This is a genomic window from Amycolatopsis sp. MEPSY49, assembly GCF_051337345.1.
GTDB lineage: Bacteria > Actinomycetota > Actinomycetes > Mycobacteriales > Pseudonocardiaceae > Amycolatopsis.
In genome coordinates this window covers 80,735-100,666 of sequence record NZ_JBDLYJ010000019.1, presented here as the reverse complement: position 1 = coordinate 100,666, position 19,932 = coordinate 80,735, and the positions used below count along the sequence as shown (strand labels likewise).

Sequence of the window (19,932 nt, the reverse complement as noted above, 5' to 3'; positions counted from 1 at the left end):
CCTCACCTGGACTTCTTGGGTAGAGGAGGCGCGGATCCGCGGAAAAATACAACCACCGATCCGGTGATCCGGGGGAATTCAGCCGGCCGTGCTCAGTTCGACAAAAGCGCGGACGCCCGATTCGAGCGCGTAGTTCATCGATCCGCCGTTGGGTTCGAAACTGGTGTGCTCACCCGCGAAGTGGATGCGGTTCTCCGGCGCGCGGATGGCCGGCATCAGCTTGCTGTGGCCACGCTCGGGCAGGACGTACGACCCCTCGATCCACGGCTCGTGGTCCCACGCCACCGAAACCCCCAGTTCGAACTGCTCGTGCGCGCCCGGGAACATCGTGTCCACGTGGTCCAGCACGAACCGCACGCGCTCCTCGGCGGTCATCGCCGCGATCGCGCGGGCGCGCCAGCCCGTCATCAGGACCTCGAGGATCCGCCTCGGACCGGGCTGGTTCGCCGTCGCGTCGCGGACCCAGCGGATCGGCAGGTCCGTCGACACCGACACGTTGTGCCCCTTCCAGAACTGCTCGCGCACCTGGAGGTAGACCCGGACGATGGACGCGTACCGCAGCTTGCGCATCGCCTCGATCTTGGCCTCCGTCAGCCGGGCGTGGCTGACGTCGACGTGGCGGATCGCGCTGAAGGGCACCGTCACCACCACCCGGTCGGCGCTGAGCCGGGCCAGCCGGCCGTGGTCGAGGTAGGTGACCGTGGCCGAATCGCCGTCCTGGTCGAGCCGGACGACCGGCGCCCGGTAGCGGATGCGGTCGCGCAGCTCGTGGGCGAAGACGCGGGGCAGCTCGTCGGTGCCGCCCTCGATCTTCCCCCACCCGTCGGTCGAGGTGAGCAGCGAGCGGTAACCGCTTTCATGACGCAGCCACGACAACGCCGACGCCGACAGCAGGTCGCCGCCGCGCATCTCCAGGAACATCGGTTCCATCAGGTCGATCGCCGTTTGCGAAGCGCCGCGGGCGCGCAGCACTTCGTCCACAGAGGATTGATCGAGCTCCTCGAGGTCGGCCGAGGGTGCCCAGTGCGGCGCGGTCAGGGCGGCGCCGAGCTCGTCCGCGGCCGCCGTGACGTAGCGGGCGATCAGCTCGGGCACGCCGAGCCCGCGCTCGTGCTCGGCGAACGGAAGATCGGCCGCCGCGAGGGAATCCGCGTCCGGGCGGACGAACTTGCCGTCGACGAAGTAGGAGAAGTCCTGGTCGAGCAGGTCCGACCGGTCCAGCCCGACGCCGAGCCGCCGGCGGTAGTGGGTGACGTAGTGGCATTCCGGGGTCACGGTCATCGCGCCGGCCTCGACGTGCAGGCCGTCCGCGAACGGCTGCCGCAGCGTGCGGGCACGGCCGCCGGCGCGTTCGGTGGCTTCGAGCACGGTGACTTCGCAGCCGGTCCGGTGCAGCTCGTAGGCGGCGGCGAGGCCGGCCAGCCCCGCCCCGACGACGATCGCCGTCCGGGGCGGGCGCAGGCCGCGCAGGTCGTCGCCCAGGTGCCGGCGCAGGTCCGCCGGGGTGAGGGAGGGCACGGTCACCAGCTCCAGCCGCGCTCCGCGGGCGGGGTCCAGACGTTCGCCTTCTCCAGGTACGGGAAGACCTCGCCCATCAGCTCGATCTGCTCGGCTTCGTACATCACCGGCAGGAACATGAAGCCGCGCACACCGGTCTCGCGGTGCAGGTCCAGCAGCTGCCCGGCGACCGTCTCCGGCGAGCCGACCAGCACCTTGCTGCCGCACGCCAGGCCGAGGGTGCGGGCGATGTCGTCGAACTCGCCCTCGTAGTTCTCCTGGTAGGTCTCGCTGCCGCCCATCAGCTCGGTCGCGATGTCGCGGGCGGCGCCCATGTCGAGCGAGTCGCGCACCCACGAGAACTTCTCCTGGGCCTCGGTGTCGGTCTTGCCGAGCAGCACGCCGACGGCGCCGGCCATGTTGACGTCCAGGGGGTCCCGGCCGGCCGCTTCGGTGCGCCCGGCCAGCGAGTCGACCGTCTTGCGGACCTTCGAGTAGTCGTCCGGCAACGGCGTGAACGCGAAGTCGCAGGTTTCGGCGATCAGCTGCTGGCCCGCGGCCGAGACGCCGGCGTTGAACAGGCACGGCCACGGCTGCTGCTCGATGTGCGGGCCGATCAGGCTGCCGCGCAGGTCGTGGTACTCGCCGTGGAACTCGACGTGCTCGCCGCGCGCGGCCCACAGCGCCTTGACGGCTTCGACGGCCTCGGTGGTGATCTTGTAGCGCAGGTCGTGGTCGGTGTCGGTGGGGGCGCCGAGCAGTTCGGCTTCCGGCGTCTTCCAGCCCGGCACGATGTTCCAGCCCCAGCGGCCACCGCTCAGCGCGTCCAGGTTGGCGCCGAGGCGGGCGATGACACCGGGGGAGAGGTAGCGGGTGTGCATGGTGGTGACGACGCCGATGTGCTGCGTCGCGGCCATCACGACCGGCGCGTAGACCGGCGCCGAGATATGCGGCTGGGCGTGCCCGATGCGGGCGCTGTTCTCGCCGTGGGTGATGTAGCCGTCGGCGAAGAAGACGTAGTCCATGCCGATGTCTTCGACGCGGCGCGCCAGGTCCATCTGCGTGGCCGGGTCGAGCGAGTCCGGGTTGCGGTCGGCGACCGCCTTGGACGTCGCGGTGGGCGTCGGCGAGCTGAGCCACATGAAGCCGAATCGCAGCTGCCCGTCGGGGAGGCGGTCCTTGGTCGTGCCACGGGACATGCGCATCTCCTGTCCGATAGTTGCTTTCCGGAAACCATGGTAATCACGCTATCAGGTGAGATGTCAACCGTTTCCCTTGTGGATCAACTAAGATCCACTAGTTATCGAGTCCATTGTGGACTGTTAACGAATACGGCGGGAAATCATTTTGAGTGTTCGAGGTCCGCCCGCAGGTATTCGGCCGTGTAGGACTCGCGGTCCTTCAGCAGCTTCTCCGGCGTCCCCTCGAACAGCACGCGCCCACCATGGCGCCCGGCCTCCGGGCCCAGGTCGATCACCCAGTCCGCGTGCTTCACGACGTCGAGGTCGTGCTCGATCACCACCACCGTGTTGCCGCCGTCCACCAAGCGGTCCAGCAGGTCCAGCAGGTGCCCGATGTCGGCCATGTGCAGGCCGGTGGTCGGTTCGTCGAACAGGTAGACGTTGCCGGTCTCCCGCAATCGGTGCGCGAGCTTGACCCGCTGGCGCTCGCCGCCGGACAACGTCGACAGCGGCTGCCCCAGCGTCAGGTACGGCAGGCCGACCTCGGCCAGCAGCTCCAGCTTGCGCGTGATCGGCTCTTCGGCGAAGAAGCCGAGCGCCTCTTCGACGGTCAGCGCGAGGACGTCGACGATGTTCTTGCCCCGCAACGTCTTGTCGAGCACCTCGGGCCGGTAGCGCTGCCCGTCGCACGCCTCGCAGATCGTCGTCACCGGGTCCATGTACGCCAGGTCCGTCTCGATGACGCCGCGGCCCTTGCACTCCGGGCAGCCGCCTTCGGAGTTGAAGCTGAACAACCCCGGCTGCGCGTTGTTGGCCTCGGCGAACAGCTTCCGGATGACGTCCATGACGTCCAGGTAGGTCGCCGGCGTCGAGCGCGTCGACACCCCGATGGCCGACTGGTCGATCATGACCGCGTCCGGGTGCTGCTTGCGCAGTGCGCCCGAGACGAGGGTGCTCTTGCCCGAGCCCGCCACCCCGGTCACGACGGTGAGCACGCCGGTGGGGACGTCGACCGTCACGTCGTGCAGGTTGTGCAGATCGGCCTTCTCGATCGGCAGCTGCCCGGTCGGCTCGCGGAACTCCTCCTTGAGCCCCGGGATGTGCGTCAGGCACTTGCCGGTGAGCGTCGACGCGCGCCGCAGCTGCTTGACCGTGCCTTCGAAGACGACCTCGCCGCCGTGCGTGCCCGCGCCGGGGCCCATGTCGACGACGTGGTCGGCGATGGCGATGACGTCGCGGTCGTGCTCGACGACCAGGACCGTGTTGCCCTTGTCCCGCAGCTCGCACAGCAGTTCGTTGAGCCGGTGCACGTCCCGCGGGTGCAGCCCGACGCTCGGCTCGTCGAAGACGTACGTCAGGTCGGTGAGGCTGCTGCCGAGGTGCTTGACCGTCTTGAGGCGCTGGCCCTCACCGCCGGACAGCGTCGACGTCTCACGGTCGAGGCTCAGGTAACCCAGGCCTATCGCTTCGACGCGCTCGAGCGCCGCCAGCGCGCCGGCCAGTACCGACTTCGCCGCCGGGATGTCGAGCGACTTCAGTTCGGCGATCAGCTCGCTGACCTCCATCGCGCAGTGGTCGGCGATGGTCTTGCCGTGGATCTTCGACGCCAGCGCGGCCTTGTTCAGCCGGCCGCCCTTGCAGACCGCGCACGGCCCTTCGACGACGATCTTCTCCACCTCGCGGCGGTCGCGCTCCTTGAGCGTGTCCAGGCCGTTCTTGAGGTAGCGGCGGGTGAGCTTGACGACGACGCCTTCGTATTCGTTCGAGTAGTTCTGCCGCTTTCCGGAGCGGTCCACCCGGAACCCGCCGCCGTGCAGCAGCAGGTCCCATTCCTTCTTCGTGAACTTCTTGAGCGGCTTGTCCGGGTCGAACAGCCCGGACTGGGCGTAGAGCTGCCACATGTAGCTGCCGATGGCGAACAGCGGCGAGTCCAGCGCGCCTTCGTTGAGCGTCTTGTCGTAGTCGATCAGCAGGTCGAGGTCGAGCTTCGTGGTCTTGCCCAGGCCCTGGCACTCTTCGCACATGCCCTGGGGGTCGTTGAAGGAGTACAGGTTCGACGACCCCGCGCTAGGCTTGCCGTACCGGGAGAACAGCACGCGCAGCATCGCGTGGATCTCGGTCATCGTGCCGACGGTCGAGCGGGCGTTGCCGCCGATCGGCTTCTGGTCGACCACGATCGCCGTGGAGAGGTTGCTCATCCGCTCCGCGCGCGGCCGCTCGTGCTTGGGCAGCCGGTTGCGGACGAACCAGCTGAACGTCTCGCTGAGCTGCCGCTGCGACTCGACCGCGATCGTGTCGAACACGATCGACGACTTGCCCGAGCCCGACACGCCGGTGAACACGGTGATCTCGCCCTTGGGGATGCAGAGCGAGACGTTCTTCAGGTTGTTCTCGCACGCACCCTCGAGCACGATGTGGCCGCCGGTGCGCCGGGTCTGCCCGTTCGCCATGACCTGCGCCTCCTCGTCCCGGGGCGGCGGGTGCGCGGCACCGGGGTCGATCGGACGATTGGTTTCCGTTCGGCAATCACTTTACCAGCTCGAGTCCTTCGCGGCCGCGCGAGGAGCCCAGTGGGCCGACGGTGACCTGCGGGCGAACGGGAAGTGATATCCTCTGATCTTCCGAGTGCGGCGCGCTTTCCCTCGAAGGTTGAGGTGGGCAATGACCAAGTACCACGGTTCCCCGACCGCCCCGCCGGGCCGTCCCGGCGAACTGGAGAACGCGCTCTCCTACCTCCAATGCGTGCTGGTGGCGCGGCGCACGCGCGCGACTCCGGAGAAGATCACCTGGTCGCAATACGACGTGCTGGAGACGCTGCGGATCCACGGCCCGATGACGCCCTCGGCGATCGGGGAGTCCCTGGGCATCTCGCGGCAGAGCACGTCCAAGCTGCTGCGCGTGCTCAAGGACCAGTTCCTCATCGAGCAGACCTCGCGCGGCACCGACCGGCGCGAGCAGACGACGTCGCTGACCGAAGAGGGCGAAGAGTTCCTCATGCGCGCAGCTCAGGGCCGCCGGGAGACCGCGAAGGTCGCCGGCGCGGCGTTGACCGCGGGCGAGGCGAGCCTGTTCGCCGAGCTCTGCCAGAAGGTCGCCGACTCCCTGCACTCCACACCCCAGCCTTTCCCGCTCCGCGACGTCTGAGCCGCGCCGGTCACGCCCGGCCCCCAGTCGTGCACACCCGGTGGCGGATGCCCCGGCTCCCGGGCGCCCAAACGCGCCGGTCGCGATGTCACCCCGCGTACACGCCGACCGCGCTCGCGCGCCGTTGCGCCGATCGGAGCAGCGCGCACCGCTGATGGTCGTCAATCCGCACCGGATCCCCGGGCCCGGGTTGCACCGGCCACAATGGCCGGTACCGTACGCGCGCGAATTCACGGCTATTCACTATTTTCTCGGGTAATCGTTTTCAGCCGATAAACGCGACCCTCGGTTATTTGAGCATTCGACGATTTCCCGCGGGTTGACAGCCCTGGGTGCCCTTTGCATACTGGTTGCTGAAAAGAAATCATCTCTCCCGAATTGATCATTGCTGCCGCCGTGCGCGGCGCCACCGGAGGAGGGGGATCCATGCCCGTTGACGGAAATCCGGCCGGGCGCGAAGAACTCGTGCTGCCGCGGCTGTTCGAGCGCGCCGCCGCCGGCCATCCACATCGGACGGCCCTGAGCGGTGACGGCCCCGAAGTGTCCTATTCGGACTTGAACGCCCGGGCCAACCGGCTCGCCCGGACCCTGCGCACGATGCAGGTCCGCGGCGGCGCACCGGCCGGCCTCTACCTGGACCGCTCGACGGACCTCGTGGTCACGCTGCTCGCGGTCCTCAAGGCCGGCGGGTGCGTCGTCCCGCTCAACCCGGCCTACCCGGCCCGGATGATCCGCCACATCGTCGAGGCGACCGGCCTGCGGACGATCGTCCACCAGGGACAGCCGTCGCTGGCCGAAGCGGGCCTCCCGGTCCGGCAGGCGCACGTCGCCGACCTGGTGGGGGAAAGCGCTTCACAGGAGGACGGTAACCTGCCCGCGGCACCGGCCGCCGGGGACGACGCGTTCGTCCTGTTCACCTCCGGGTCCACCGGACGGCCCAAGGGCGTCCGGCTGGCGCACCGCGGCCTCGCCCGGCTGGCGGTCGCCGACCCGAAGCTGACCATCACCCCGGACGACTGCCTGGTGCAGCTGGCCGCGTTCTCCTTCGCCGCCTCCGGCAACGAGTTCTGGCTGAGCCTGCTCAACGGCGCCGAGCTCGTCCTGCTGCCGCCGGGCCTGCCGTCGCTGTCCGATCTGCGGGACGTCGTCAAGAAGCGCGGGGTCAGCGTGCTGAGCCTGCCCTGTGGATTGTTCAACCTCCTGGTCGACAACGAACTGGACGTCCTGCGCGAGCTGCGCGTGATCATGGTCAGCGGCGACTTCCCGTCCCCGGCGCACCTGGCGACCGCCGCGGAGCACACGACCGCCGCGATCTTCAACGGCTACGGCTGCACCGAGAACTCGGCGATCTCGTCGCTGTACCCGGTCACGCCCGAGGTCCGCGGCCTCGACCGGGTGCCGGTCGGCAAGCCGCTGTCCGGTGTCACCATGGACGTGCTCGACTCCGACCTCAGGCCGTGCCCGGCCGGCGACGTCGGCGAGCTGGTCATCGGCGGCCTGGGCGTCGCCAACGGCTACCTCGACCTGCCGGACGTGCAAGCGGAAAAGTTCGTCGACGGCGGTACGCGCTACCGCACCGGCGACCTGGCCCGGCTGACCCCCGACGGCGACGTCGTGCTCGTCGGCCGGTCCGACAGCCTCGTCAAGATCCGCGGGTTCCGCGTCGAGACCAGCGCGGTCGAGCTCGCCCTGAAGTCGTTCGACGACGTCGAGCACGCCGTCGTCAAGGCGTTCGGCAACGAGGCCGGCGAAAAGAGCCTCGTCGCGTTCTACACCACCTGGAGCGGGCAGGAGATCGGCGCCGGCGAACTGATCGCCCAGCTCGCCGACTCCCTGCCGGAGTACATGATCCCGTCGGACTTCCACCGGCTCGACGCGATGCCGGCGAACCTCAACGGAAAGATCGACCGGGCCGCGCTGCACGACCCGCGCGCCCGGTCCCGGGAAGAAAAGGAGCACCCCATGACGAGCCCCCTCGAGACGGTCATCCTGCAGATGTGGCGCGACATCATCGGCACGGACGACTACTCCGCCACCGACCCGTTCGTCGGCCACGGCGGCAATTCCCTGCACTTCGTGAAGTTCGCTTCCGGGCTGCAGTCGGTCTTCGCGGTCGAAGTGCGCCCCGAAGACGTGTTCCGGCACGGCACCGTCCGCGGGCTGGCCGAGCACATCGAGTCGCTGCGAGCGGGCGCCCCCGCCCGCTGAGCCGGCCGACCGAACCGACGCACGGGGGGCCGCGATGATCGGAGAGGTACGCACACCATGGACAACCCACTCGAGTCGGTGATCCGCCGGGCCCGCTCCGGCGTCGCGGGGGGCTCCTCCGCGGCCGGCGACGAGCAGCTCGCCGGGCTGCTCAGCGCGTTGCTGGGGGTCACCCTGGGGGCCGAAGACGTCCGGCGCCACGATGATCCCGCCGACCTGGCCCGGCACATCGACGACCTGCGGGGCGGCCCGCCCGGGCTGACCGCGACCGCGGCGGACGGTCCCGCCCCCGCGTCCTACGGCCAGCGCGGCATCTGGTTCATCGACCAGTACTCGCCGCGCCCGGCGGCGTACAACGCGCCGTTCGTGTTCACCGTCAAGACCCCGCTCGACACCGGCGTGCTGCACGAGAGCCTCCGCGCGCTCGTGGCCCGCCACGAAATCCTGCGCACCACGTTCACCGCCGCGGACGGCGACGTCCGCCAGCACGTCGGCGCGGAGCCGGCCTGCGACTTCTCGACCGTCGAGCTGAGCGAGGCTCGTCAGCTGGACGACGTCGTCGCCGAGGTCGTCGACACCGAGTTCGACCTGGCCGCCGGACCGCTGGTCAAGGTGGTCTGCGCGGTCGAGCCCGACGGGCCGGTGCACGTCGTGAGCGTCATCCACCACATCGTCTTCGACGCGGCCTCGGCCGGGGTGTTCCTCACCGAGTGGTTCACCCGCTACCACGCCGCGCTCGCCGGGGACGCCTACGACGAAGGCGAACCCCGCCCGCAGTACCGCGACTTCGCCCGCCGGCAACGGGAAACCGTCCGCGGGGACCGCCTGGAAGAGCTGCTCGCGCACTGGGAGTCCCGGCTCGCCGGGCCGCTGCCCCTGCTCGACCTGCCCACCGACCGCCCGCGGCCGCAGGAGCAGTCGCACCGCGGCGACATCATCCGGTTCGACCTCCCGCCGGAGCTCACCGACCGGCTGCGCCGCCTGGCCGCGGACGAAGGCGTCACCCTGTTCATGCTGCTGGAGGCCGCCTACGCCGCGTTCCTCCACCTGCACACGCGCCAGGACGACCTCCTCGTCGGCAGCCCGGTCTCGCTGCGGGACCTGCCGGAGACAGCCGACATGCTCGGCTACTTCGTCAACATGGTCGTCTTCCGCCACACCGTGCGCGCCGACCTGCCGCTCCGGGAGCTGTACGCGCAGGCGAGCACGGAGGTCACCGAGGCGCTGCGGCACAAGGACGCACCGTTCGAGAAGGTCATCGAACGGGTCAACCCGCCGCGCAGCCCGAGCCACGCGCCGGTGTTCCAGACCATGTTCGTGCTGCCGGACTCCGACTGGGCGGCCCTGGACCGGCTCGGCCTGGACGCCGACCTCGACCTCTACGTCAGCCGCAGCTCCAAGTACGACCTCTCGCTGATCGTCGAGCAGGACGGGACCGCGCTGCGCGGGGTGTTCGAGTACGACACGGCGTTGTTCGAACGCGAAAGCGTCGAGGCCTTCGGCGACCGGTACGTCCGGCTGCTCGAGGCGCTCGTCGAAAACCCCGGCGGCACGGTCGGCGAGCTGGGCCTGCTCTCGGAAGAGCAGGAGCGGGAGGTCCTGGACTGGTGCGCGCCGCCGCCGGAGGACACCACCCGCCGCCCGGTCGCGGAGCTGTTCGAGACGCAGGCCGCGGTCACCCCGGACGCGCCCGCGCTGGAGCACGGCGACCGCGTGCTGACCTACCGCGAGCTCAACGGCCGCGCCAACCGCCTGGCCCGGGACCTGCGGGCGAAGGGCGTCGGACGCGGCGACCGCGTCGGCATCCACATCCCGCGGTCGCCGGAGATGGTCGTCGCGCTGCTGGGGGTGCTGAAGGCGGGGGCCGCGTACGTGCCGGTCGATCCGTTCTACCCGGCCGAGCGGATCGAGTACATGCTGGCCGACTCCGGCGTCGCGCTGGTGCTGGAGTCCGGGGAGCCGGAGTCCGCCGACGAATCGGACCTGGGGCGGCTGAAGAGCGGCGACGACGAGATCTACGTGATCTACACGTCCGGGTCCACCGGGCGTCCCAAGGGCGTCGTGCTCACCGAGGCGACGGTCACCAACCTCGTCGAGTACATGCGGCGGACCTCGCCGATCGGCGCGACCGGCCGGACGCTGCAGTACATGACGCTGTCGTTCGACGTCTCGGTGATGGAGATCCTGGGGACGCTCTGCGCGGGCGGCACGCTCGTGCTGATCGACGAAGACCTGCAGAAGGACCTGCACCGGCTGACGGACTTCCTGCGGGAGCGCCGGATTTCGCGCACGTACCTGCCTTATGTCGCCGTGCAGCAGCTGGCCGCGGTGGCCGAGGACAAGCCGTTCCCGGACCTGGTGGAGGTCGCCTCCGTCGGCGAGCAGCTGGTGATCACCCCGCAGATCCGCGAGTTCTTCGCCCGGCGCCCGGAAATCCGGTTCCTCAACATGTACGGCCCGTCCGAGACGCACCTCGCGTCCGCGCACGAGCTGACCGGGGACCCGGCCGGGTGGCCGGAGGCGCCGTCGATCGGCGGCCCCATCGGCGGCCTGTCGATGCTGGCCCTCGACGAGGGCGGCCGGCTCGTCCCGCCCGGCGTGCCGGGGGAGCTGTACCTCGGCGGCGACCTGCTCTCGCCCGGCTACCACGGCCTGCCCGAGCAGACCCGCGAACGGTTCGTGGAGACGCCGTTCGGGCGGCTCTACCGCACCGGCGACCTGGTTCGCTACGACCGCGACGGCGAGTTCGACTACCTGGGGCGCGCCGACACCCAGATCAAGATCCGCGGCTACCGCGTCGAACCCGCCGAGGTCGAGGCGGCGCTCAACGAGCTGCCCGGCGTTCGCGTCTCCGCCGTCGCCGCCGTGGCGTTCGGCGCGGGGGACCGGCGGCTGGCCGGCTACCTGGTCACCGACGACGAGATCGACCCGGTCGCGGTGCGGGCCGCGCTGGCCGGGACGCTGCCGGACTACCTGGTGCCGTCGCACTTCGTGCGGCTCGCCGCGCTGCCGACCGCGCCCAGCGGCAAGATCGACCGCAAGGCGCTGCCGGACCTGTTCGACGCGGGTGCGAAAACCACGTCCCGGCCGCCGGAAACGCCGACCGAGCTGGCCGTCGCCGAAGCGTGGACGGACCTGCTGGGCACCGGCGGGGTCGGCGTCGACGAGGACTTCTTCGCCGCCGGCGGGCACTCGATCCTGGCGACCGAGCTGATGTACCGGCTGCGCAAGCGGTTCGCGGTCGACGTCCCGCTGCGGACGCTCTTCGACGACCCGACCGTCGGCGGGATGGCCGCGCGCATCGACGCCCTGGTGACCGGCACCGACGACGGCGGCCGCGTCGACCTGCGCGCCGACGTGAAGCTGCCGGAGCACATCCGGGCCACCGAAGGTCCGGCGACCGCCGAGGACGTGCTGCTCACCGGCGCCACCGGGTTCCTCGGCATCCACCTGCTGCGCGAGCTGCTGGCCGAGACCACCGGCCGGGTGCACTGCCTGGTCCGCGCCGCGGACGCCGAGAGCGCGTGGAAGCGGATCGCCGGGACGGCCGATCGGTACGGCATCGGGGAGTTCCTCGACCGCGACCGCGTCACCGCCGTGCCGGGCGACCTCGCCGCCGACCGCCTGGGACTGTCCGAACCGGACTACGACGACCTGGCTCACCGCGTCGGCACGATCCACCACACGGCGGCGCACATCAACTTCGTCGCCCCTTACGCTTCGGTCAAACAGGCCAATGTGGACGGTCTGGTCCGGGTCGTCGAGTTCGCGGCGGCCGGGCCGGTCAAGCCGGTGCACTACACCTCCACCGTGGCGGTGTTCTCGCCGAAGCCGCGGGCCGAGCCGATCACCGAAGACGACGTCCCGGACGACTCGGACGACCTCACGATCGGCTACACGCAGAGCAAGTGGGTCGCCGAGGAGGTCGCGCGGCTGGCCCGGGACCGCGGGGTGCCGGTGACGATCTACCGCATCGGCCGGATCGCCGGCGACAGCGAGACCGGCGCGCTGCAGACCGAGGACTTCCTCTGGCGCCAGGTCAAGAGCTTCCTCGAACTGGGTGTGGTCCCGCCGCCCGAGGAGCACGACACCGACCTGCTGCCCGTCGACTTCGTCGGCCGCGCCCTGGTCCGGCTCGCGCGGGCGCGGCCCGCCGAAAACCGGACGTGGCACCTGTTCAACCCGGACATCAAGACGTTCGACGTCGTCTACCGGGCCATCCGCGAACTGGGGTACCCGCTGCGGGAGATCCCGGTGGGGGAGTGGCGGGCGGCGCTGGCCGACCGCGCCAACCCGCTGTCCGCGATGGCCCCGCTCTACCAGGAAGGCGCGCTCGACATCGGCGACAACGTCTACGCCAACGAGCGAACCGGACGCGAACTGGCCCGGCTGGGCCTGCGCTGGCCGGAAATCACCCCGGCCGTGTTCACGAGAATGATCGGCTACTTCCGTGAAACGGGCGAATTCACCGGCTGAGGCGGTCTCGCCCCCGTTCCCGATTTTCCCTCTCCAGCAAGGAATGCGCGATGAGGAAGACGCTGCCCGCACGAGCCCGGCCGGTGCTGCACCGCACCCCCGAGCCGGGCGCCGAGACCCTGGCCGGCTACCCGGCCGCCCAGCAACCCGAGTGGCCCGACCGAGCGGAGCTCGCCGAGGTCCGCGACACCCTGGCCGGGCGTGACGACGTCGTCGGCCCCGCCGAGGTGCTGCAGCTGCGGTCCCTGCTGGCCCGCGCGGCCGAAGGCGAGTTCTGCGTGCTGCAGGCCGGCGACTGCGCCGAGGACCCGGCCGACACCGGGGTCCGGGCGGTCGCCCGCAAGGTCGGCATGCTCGACACGCTCGCCGAGGTGATGCGCGTCGGCTCCGGCCGCCCGGTCCTGGAGGTCGGCCGGATCGCCGGCCAGTACGCCAAGCCGCGCTCGGCGAACGTCGAGGAGGTCGACGGCCGGGAGCTGCCGGTCTACCGCGGCCCGATCGTCAACAGCCCCGAGCCGACGGCGGAGGCCCGCACGCCCGACCCTGCCCGGATCCTGGCCGCGCACCGGGCCGCGCTCGGCGTCCGCGCGTCGCTCGGGCGGCTCGGCCGCGGTGCCGGCGCCGACCCGGCCGACCGGATCTGGACCAGCCACGAGGCCCTGCTGCTGGACTACGAAGTCCCGCTGGTGCGCGGGATGCCGGGCGGGCGCCGCTACCTCGCCTCGACGCACTGGCCGTGGATCGGCGAGCGGACCCGGCGCCCGGACGGCGCCCACGTGCACCTGCTGTCCACTGTGGTCAACCCGGTGGCGGCCAAGGTGAGCGCGAAGGCGTCGATCGAAGACGTCCTCGAGCTGTGCGGGCGGCTCGACCCGTTCCGCACCCCCGGGCGCCTCACGCTGATCCCGCGGTTCGGCGCGGCCCGGGTCGGGCAGCTCGCGCCACTGGTGCGGGCGGTGCGCGCCGCCGGGCACCCCGTGCTGTGGCTGTGCGATCCCATGCACGGCAACACGGTCGTCGCCGACGACGGGCTCAAGGTCCGCTGGCTCGAGGACATCATGAACGAGCTGCGCCAGTTCGTCCGGATCGTCACCGTCGAAGGCGGCGCGTGCGCCGGGCTGCACGTGGAGGCGTCCCCGAGCGAGATCTCGGAGTGCCACGGCGCCGGCATCACGGCGGCGCGCGGACCCGGCTACACGACGCTGTGCGACCCGCGGCTGAACCTGACCCAGGCCGTCGCGCTGACCGCGCACTGGCAGCCCGCGGCCGCCTGCGAACTGAGGACGGAGCTGGCGTCGTGAACGTGACCCTGGTGACCGGCGCGGCGAGCGGGATCGGCGCCGCCACGGCGGCCCTGCTGGCCGAGCGCGGGCACACCCTCGCCCTGTTCGACCGCGACGAGGCCGCCCTGACCGACGTGGCGAAACCGCTGCTGGACGCCGGCGGCAGCGTCTACACCTACACCGTGGACGTCACCTCCAGCGCGGAGGTCGACGCCGCCGTCGAGCGGGTCGAGAACGGCTTCGGCCCCATCTCCGGCCTGGCGAACGTCGCCGGCGTGCTGCGGATGGGCCGCGTGGCCGAACTGTCCGACGAGGACTGGAACGCGACCTTCGCGGTCAACGCGACCGGCGTCTTCCACGTCTGCCGGGCCGTGTCCCGCCGGATGGCCACGCGGAAGACCGGCTCGATCGTCACCGTCGCGTCCAACGCCGCCGGCGTGCCGCGCAGCCACATGGCCGCCTACGCCGCGTCGAAGGCGGCCGCGACCAGCCTGACCCACAGCCTCGGCCTGGACCTCGCCCCGCTCGGCGTCCGCTGCAACGTCGTCGCGCCGGGCTCGACCGACACCCCGATGCTGCGGTCCATGTGGACGGACGAGACCGGCTCGAAGTCCACTTTGGACGGGGATCCCGGCCGGTTCCGGCTGGGCATCCCGCTCGGGCGCATCGGCTCGCCCGAGGACGTCGCCCGCAGCGTGGCGTTCCTGCTGTCCGACGAAGCCCGGCACGTGACGCTGGCGACCCTGCTCGTCGACGGCGGCGCGGCCCTCGGCGCCGTCTGAACGAGCTGAAGGAGGCCTGATGAGCGGCATCACGATCGAACCGTACGACCTGCCCACGACCGTCCCGGTCAGCACCGCGGGCTGGCGGCCCCACCCGGGCCGCGCGGCCCTGCTGATCCACGACATGCAGCGCTACTTCGTCGGCTTCTACCCGGAGGACGGCGTCCTGCGGCGGACGCTGGTCGGCAACATCGTCCGGACCCGGGAAACCGCGGACCGGCTGGGCATCCCGGTGTACTACACCGCGCAGCCCGGTTCGATGACGCCCGAGGACCGCGGGCTGCTGCGGGACATCTGGGGTCCGGGCATGAAGGCCACCCCGGCCGACCGGCAGGTGATCGACGAGCTCACGCCGACACCGGCGGACCTCGTGCTGACCAAGTGGCGCTACAGCGCGTTCCACCGCACCGACCTGCTCGACCGGTTGCGGGCGGCCGGGCGCGACCAGCTGATCGTCTGCGGGATCTACGCGCACGTCGGCTGCCTGGTCACCGCCGTCGAGGCGTTCACGCACGACATCGAAACGTTCTTCGTCGCCGACGCGGTAGCCGACTTCGGCCCGGCCGAGCACCGGCTGGCCGTCGACTACGCGGCGCGCAACTGCGCGGTCGCCACCACCACCGCGGCGCTGGTCGGGGAGCTGGAAGGCGCGGTGGTCGCGTGAGCCCGCTGCCGATCCGCGCGGGGTCGCCGTACGCGATCCTGCACCGGCCCGGCAGCGGCCGCGGCGACCAGGTCGAGGTCGTCTCCGGGCCGGTCCGCACGGCCGGACGGCTGGCCGACCTGACCCTGGACGAGGGGTCGTGGGAAGGCCGGGGCCGGCACACCAAGCTGGTCCTGCTCCCGTACCGGCAGCTCGCCGAGCGCGGCTACGACTGCCCGGACGACCGGGTTCCGCTGCAGGTGATGGACATCGAATCCCAGGCGACGCTGACCGTCGCCGAGACCCTGGCCGCGCTGCCCGACCGCGCCCCGCCGCTGGAGGACCGCGCGTTCGACCTCGGCGACGACGAGTACGCCCGCACGGTCGAGCGGATCCTCGACGACGAGATCGGCGCCGGCGAGGGCGCGAACTTCGTGCTCTCCCGCAGCCTGCGCGGCCGGTTCCCGGGCTTCGACGACGACGTCGCCCGGGCGGTGTTCAAGCGCCTGCTCGGCGCGGAAGCCGGGGCGTACTGGACGTTCCTGGTCTTCACCGGCGAGCGCTACCTGCTGGGCAGCACGCCGGAGCAGCACGTCCGGCTGTACGACCGCACGGTCACGATGAACCCGATCAGCGGCACCTACCGCTACCCGGAAGGCGGCGCCGACGCCGGCGGCCTGCTCGAGTTCCTCCACGACGAGAAGGAGGCCGACGAGCTCTGCATGGTCGTCGACGAGGAACTGAAGATGATGGCCGAGCTGTGCGACCGCGGCATCCGGGTGTCCGGGCCGCGGCTGCGGCGCATGTCCCGGCTGGCGCACACCGAGTACTCCCTCGAAGGCGAGACCGGCAAGCCGCTGACCGAGGTGCTGCGGCACACGCTGCTCGCGCCGACCGTCACCGGCAGCCCGCTGGTCAACGCCTGCCGGGTGATCCGCCGCTACGAGCCGAAGGGACGCGGCTACTACAGCGGCGTCATCGGGCTCGTCGGCAGCGACGACGACGGTCGCCGCTCGCTGGACTCGGCGATCCTCATCCGCACCGCGGACATCTCGCCGGGCGGCGACGTCCGGCTGGCGGCCGGGTCGACGATCGTGCGCGAGTCCGCGCCGCTGTCGGAAGCCGCCGAGACGACGGCGAAGGTGTCGGCGGTCCTGAAGTCGCTGTCCGGCGAAGCCCGCCAGGCCGCGACACCCCCGCCACCGACGTCGTCGGACGAGGTGCGCTCGGCGCTGAAAGCCCGCAACAGCGGGAAGTCCCGGTTCTGGCTCGACGGCACCCGGCCCGGCACCGGCTCCCGGGTGCGGATCGCGGTGGTCGACGCCGAAGACGCGTTCACCGCGATGCTGGCCTACCAGCTGAAGTCGGTGAACTGCGCCGTGACGACCGTGCCGTGGGACGCAGGCGAGCTGCCGGAGCACGACCTGGTACTGCTCGGCCCCGGCCCCGGCGACCCCAACGACGTCGAGGGCGCGAAGGTCGGCCGGCTGCGCTCGCTCGCCGCGGACCTGCTGCGCTCGGGCCGTCCGCTCGCCGGGGTCTGCCTGGGCCACCAGGTCCTCTGCGCCGAGCTGGGATTGCCCGTCCGGCGGCTCGCCCGGCCCAACCAGGGGCGTCAGGCGCACGTGACGATCGACGGCGCGCGCCGGGCCGTCGGGTTCTACAACAGCTTCGCCGCGCGCACCGCCGACGACCGCGTCGCCGTGCCCGGCCGCGCGCCCGCCGAGGTCGTCCGCGGCCTCGACGACCAGGTCATCGGCCTGCGCGGGCCACGGCTGGCCACCATCCAGTTCCACGCCGAGTCGTTCCTCACCGAGGACGGCCCGGCGATCCTGCGCGACGTAGTCGACCACGCCACCGAAGGAGGAAACCCGTGACCACGACCGCCCCGGCGTTCGACCGCGCCCGGCTGAGGGCCTTCCTCGGCCACTTCACCACCGGCGTCACCGTCGTGACCTACCGCCGCGGCGAGCTGGTGCGCGGCGCGACCGTCAACGCGTTCACGTCCGTGTCGCTCGACCCGCCGCTCGTGCTCGTCTCGCTGGACCGGCGCAGCCGCTCGGTCAACCACCTCGGCGACGGCCCGTTCGTCGTCAACATCCTGGCCGAGGGCCAGCGGGACGTCGCCCTGCACTTCGCAGGCAAGCCGATGGCCGACGACGCCGTGCCGTGGGCCGACCTCGACTCGCCGGTACCGCGCCTCGCGGGCACGGTCGGGCACGTCGAGTGCACGCCGTGGCGCGCCTACGACGGCGGCGACCACGTGCTGCACGTCGGCGAAGTCACCGGCCTGGACCTGGCCGGCGGGCGGCCGCTGCTGTTCTTCGGCGGCGACTTCCCGCGCCTGGCAGAAGATCCCGAAGCACCGCACTGGTCGTGGTCGCTCGACGGCCCGACCCCCCAACGATGGGAGGCAATCAGGTGAGCGAGACGACGACCCGGCCGCTGACCGGGGACGAGTACCTGGAAAGCATCCGCGACGACCGCGAGATCTGGGCCTACGGCGAACGCGTCGACGACGTGACCAAGCACCCCGCGTTCCGCAACACCGCGCGGATGACCGCCCGGCTGTACGACGCCCTGCACGACCCGGAAAAGCAGGACGTGCTGACCACGCCGACCGACACCGGCAGCGGCGGGTTCACGCACAAGTTCTTCCGCGCCCCGAAGTCCACACAGGACCTACTGGGCGACCGGGACGCGATAGCCGAGTGGGCCCGGATGAGCTACGGCTGGCTCGGCCGCAGCCCGGACTACAAGGCGAGCTTCCTGGCCACCCTGGGCGTCGACCCGGGCTACTACGGCGAGTTCGAGGGCAACGCGCGCCGCTGGTACGCCGAGGCGCAGGAGAAGGTCCTGTTCTGGAACCACGCGATCATCAACCCGCCGGTCGACCGGCACAAGGCGGCCGACGACGTCGGGGACGTGTTCGTGCACGTCGAGGAGGAACGCGACGACGGCCTCGTCGTCAGCGGCGCCAAGGTCGTCGCGACCGGGTCCGCGCTGACCCACGGCAACTTCATCGCCCACTACGGGCTGCCGGTGAAGAAGCGCGAGTTCGCGCTCGTGGCGACGCTGCCGATGGACTCGCCGGGGCTCAAGCTGATCTGCCGGCCGTCCTACGCGCTGCAGGCCGACACGATGGGCAGCCCGTTCGACTACCCGCTTTCCAGCCGCCTGGACGAGAACGACACGATCTTCGTGCTCGACAAGGTGAAGATCCCGTGGGAGAACGTCTTCGTCTACGGCGACCAGGCCAAGGCGGCGACTTTCCTGTCGGCGTCGGGATTCCTGAACCGCTCGACGTTCCACGGCGTCACGCGGCTGGCCGTCAAGCTGGACTTCCTGGCCGGGCTGCTGCTCAAGGGCGTCGACGTCACCGGCACCAAGGACTTCCGCGGCATCCAGACCCGCATCGGCGAGGTCCTGGCGTGGCGCAACCTGTTCTGGGGCCTGAGTGACGCGATGGCGCTGAACCCCGACCCGTGGAAGGACGGCGCGCTGCTGCCGAAGCTCGACTACGGCATGGCCTACCGCTGGTTCATGACGATCGGCTACCCGCGGGTGCGCGAGATCATCCACCAAGACCTCGGCAGCGCGCTGATCTACCTCAACTCGCACGCCAGCGACTTCCAGAACCCGGAGCTGCGGCCCTACCTGGACAAGTACGTCCGGGGTTCGTCGGGCTACGACGCCGTCGAGCGGGTCAAGCTGATGAAGCTGATCTGGGACTCCGTCGGCACCGAGTTCGCCGGCCGCAACGAGCTCTACGAGCGCAACTTCTCGGGCAACCACGAGAACGTCCGGATCGAGCTGCTCACCGCGCAGCAGATGTCCGGGCAGGTCGACGGCTACAAGGGTTTCGCCGAGCAGTGCCTGGCCGAGTACGACCTGGACGGCTGGACCGCCCCGGACCTGATCGACCCCGATCGGCTCTGACGTGTGTCCCGGATGGACGGAGGGCCTCCCCGCGGTGCGGGAAGGCCCTCCGGTCGTCCGGTGCTCAGCTCTCGACGAGCATCAGGCAGAACCCGTCGTGGCCGCGACTGCCGACGGTCTGCACGGTCGTCGCGGTGACGCGCGGCTCGTCGGCCACCAGCTGGTTGAACCGCCGCACGCCCCGCACCGCGGGGTTGGGGCTGCCGGCCTCGACGACCAGCCCGTCGAGCACCACGTTGTCCACGACGATCACGCTGCCCGGGCGGGTCAGCTCCAGCGCCCAGCCGAAGTACTCCGGGATGTTCGCCTTGTCGGCGTCGATGAACACGAAGTCGAACGGCTCGCCGCCCGCCAGCGCCGGCAGCGTGTCGAGGGCCTTGCCGACGCGCAGGTCGACCACATCGGACAGGCCCGCGTTGTCGATGTTCCGCCGCGCGACCGCGGCGAAGGACGGCTCGGCCTCCAGCGTGGTCAGCGTGCCGCCCTCGGGCAGCGCCCTGGCCAGCCAGATCGCGCTGTAGCCGCCGAACGCGCCGATCTCGAGGATGCGGCGCGCGCCGTGGGTGCGCGCGAGCAGGTGGAGGAACTTGCCCTGGTTGGGTGCCACCGCGATCTCCGGCAGCCCGGCCTCGGCGCTCGCCTTGGCCGCGAGGTCCAGGGCGGCGTCGTGCTCCACCATCAGGGTCGAGGTGTAGGTGTCGATTTTCGTCCACTGGTCTTCGCTCATGCCTCCCGATCGTACTTGAGGAACGCGCTCGGCTATAGGGATAATCGAGATT

13 protein-coding genes are annotated in these 19,932 nt (G+C 71.0%); 9 read left to right on the top strand and 4 right to left on the bottom strand.

Annotation, left to right across the window (positions count from 1 at the left end; translation table 11 throughout):
- Positions 1-78: 78 nt before the first annotated feature.
- From ABFJ78_RS45840 to ABFJ78_RS45830, 3 genes are all read right to left on the bottom strand, one after another.
- Positions 79-1,524, bottom strand: a complete 1,446-nt coding sequence (locus ABFJ78_RS45840) for a flavin monoamine oxidase family protein (protein WP_436393735.1) — start codon at positions 1,522-1,524, stop codon at positions 79-81.
- The gene (locus tag ABFJ78_RS45835; RefSeq protein ID WP_436393734.1) at positions 1,521-2,696 is read right to left on the bottom strand and encodes an LLM class flavin-dependent oxidoreductase; all 1,176 of its coding nucleotides are present in this window, start codon (positions 2,694-2,696) and stop codon (positions 1,521-1,523) included. The genes ABFJ78_RS45840 and ABFJ78_RS45835 overlap by 4 nt, the downstream gene beginning before the upstream one ends.
- 143 nt (positions 2,697-2,839) lie before the next feature.
- Positions 2,840-5,128, bottom strand: a complete 2,289-nt coding sequence (locus tag ABFJ78_RS45830; RefSeq protein ID WP_436393733.1) for an ATP-binding cassette domain-containing protein — start codon at positions 5,126-5,128, stop codon at positions 2,840-2,842.
- A 211-nt stretch (positions 5,129-5,339) separates the two neighbouring features.
- Between ABFJ78_RS45830 and ABFJ78_RS45825 the strand changes: the two genes are divergently transcribed.
- From ABFJ78_RS45825 to ABFJ78_RS45785, 9 genes are all read left to right on the top strand, one after another.
- The gene (locus ABFJ78_RS45825; protein WP_436393732.1) at positions 5,340-5,822 is read left to right on the top strand and encodes a MarR family winged helix-turn-helix transcriptional regulator; all 483 of its coding nucleotides are present in this window, start codon (positions 5,340-5,342) and stop codon (positions 5,820-5,822) included.
- 426 nt (positions 5,823-6,248) lie between these two features.
- Positions 6,249-8,030 (top strand): non-ribosomal peptide synthetase, encoded by a 1,782-nt coding sequence (locus tag ABFJ78_RS45820; RefSeq protein WP_436393731.1) that lies wholly within the window; start codon positions 6,249-6,251, stop codon positions 8,028-8,030.
- Between the two features lie 57 nt (positions 8,031-8,087).
- The gene (locus ABFJ78_RS45815; RefSeq protein WP_436393730.1) at positions 8,088-12,506 is read left to right on the top strand and encodes an amino acid adenylation domain-containing protein; all 4,419 of its coding nucleotides are present in this window, start codon (positions 8,088-8,090) and stop codon (positions 12,504-12,506) included.
- A gap of 50 nt (positions 12,507-12,556) precedes the next feature.
- The gene (locus ABFJ78_RS45810; protein WP_436393729.1) at positions 12,557-13,807 is read left to right on the top strand and encodes a 3-deoxy-7-phosphoheptulonate synthase; all 1,251 of its coding nucleotides are present in this window, start codon (positions 12,557-12,559) and stop codon (positions 13,805-13,807) included.
- Positions 13,804-14,571, top strand: coding sequence for a 2,3-dihydro-2,3-dihydroxybenzoate dehydrogenase (locus ABFJ78_RS45805; RefSeq protein WP_436393728.1), 768 nt, complete (start codon positions 13,804-13,806; stop codon positions 14,569-14,571). The genes ABFJ78_RS45810 and ABFJ78_RS45805 overlap by 4 nt, the downstream gene beginning before the upstream one ends.
- 19 nt (positions 14,572-14,590) lie before the next feature.
- Positions 14,591-15,235: an isochorismatase family protein gene (locus ABFJ78_RS45800; RefSeq protein WP_436393727.1), complete on the top strand. Its 645-nt coding sequence runs from the start codon at positions 14,591-14,593 to the stop codon at positions 15,233-15,235.
- A complete protein-coding gene (locus ABFJ78_RS45795) occupies positions 15,232-17,091 on the top strand; it encodes an anthranilate synthase family protein (protein WP_436393726.1) in 1,860 nt (619 codons plus the stop codon). Before ABFJ78_RS45800 ends, ABFJ78_RS45795 begins: the two co-directional genes overlap by 4 nt.
- Positions 17,088-17,639: a flavin reductase family protein gene (locus ABFJ78_RS45790; protein ID WP_436393725.1), complete on the top strand. Its 552-nt coding sequence runs from the start codon at positions 17,088-17,090 to the stop codon at positions 17,637-17,639. The genes ABFJ78_RS45795 and ABFJ78_RS45790 overlap by 4 nt, the downstream gene beginning before the upstream one ends.
- Positions 17,621-19,153 carry a 4-hydroxyphenylacetate 3-hydroxylase family protein gene (locus tag ABFJ78_RS45785; RefSeq protein ID WP_436393724.1) on the top strand — a complete coding sequence of 511 codons (1,533 nt, stop codon included), beginning with the start codon at positions 17,621-17,623 and terminating at the stop codon, positions 19,151-19,153. The genes ABFJ78_RS45790 and ABFJ78_RS45785 overlap by 19 nt, the downstream gene beginning before the upstream one ends.
- 64 nt (positions 19,154-19,217) lie before the next feature.
- Here the strand turns inward: ABFJ78_RS45785 and ABFJ78_RS45780 are convergent, their stop codons facing one another.
- Positions 19,218-19,880 (bottom strand): O-methyltransferase, encoded by a 663-nt coding sequence (locus ABFJ78_RS45780; RefSeq protein WP_436393723.1) that lies wholly within the window; start codon positions 19,878-19,880, stop codon positions 19,218-19,220.
- Positions 19,881-19,932: the final 52 nt, after the last annotated feature.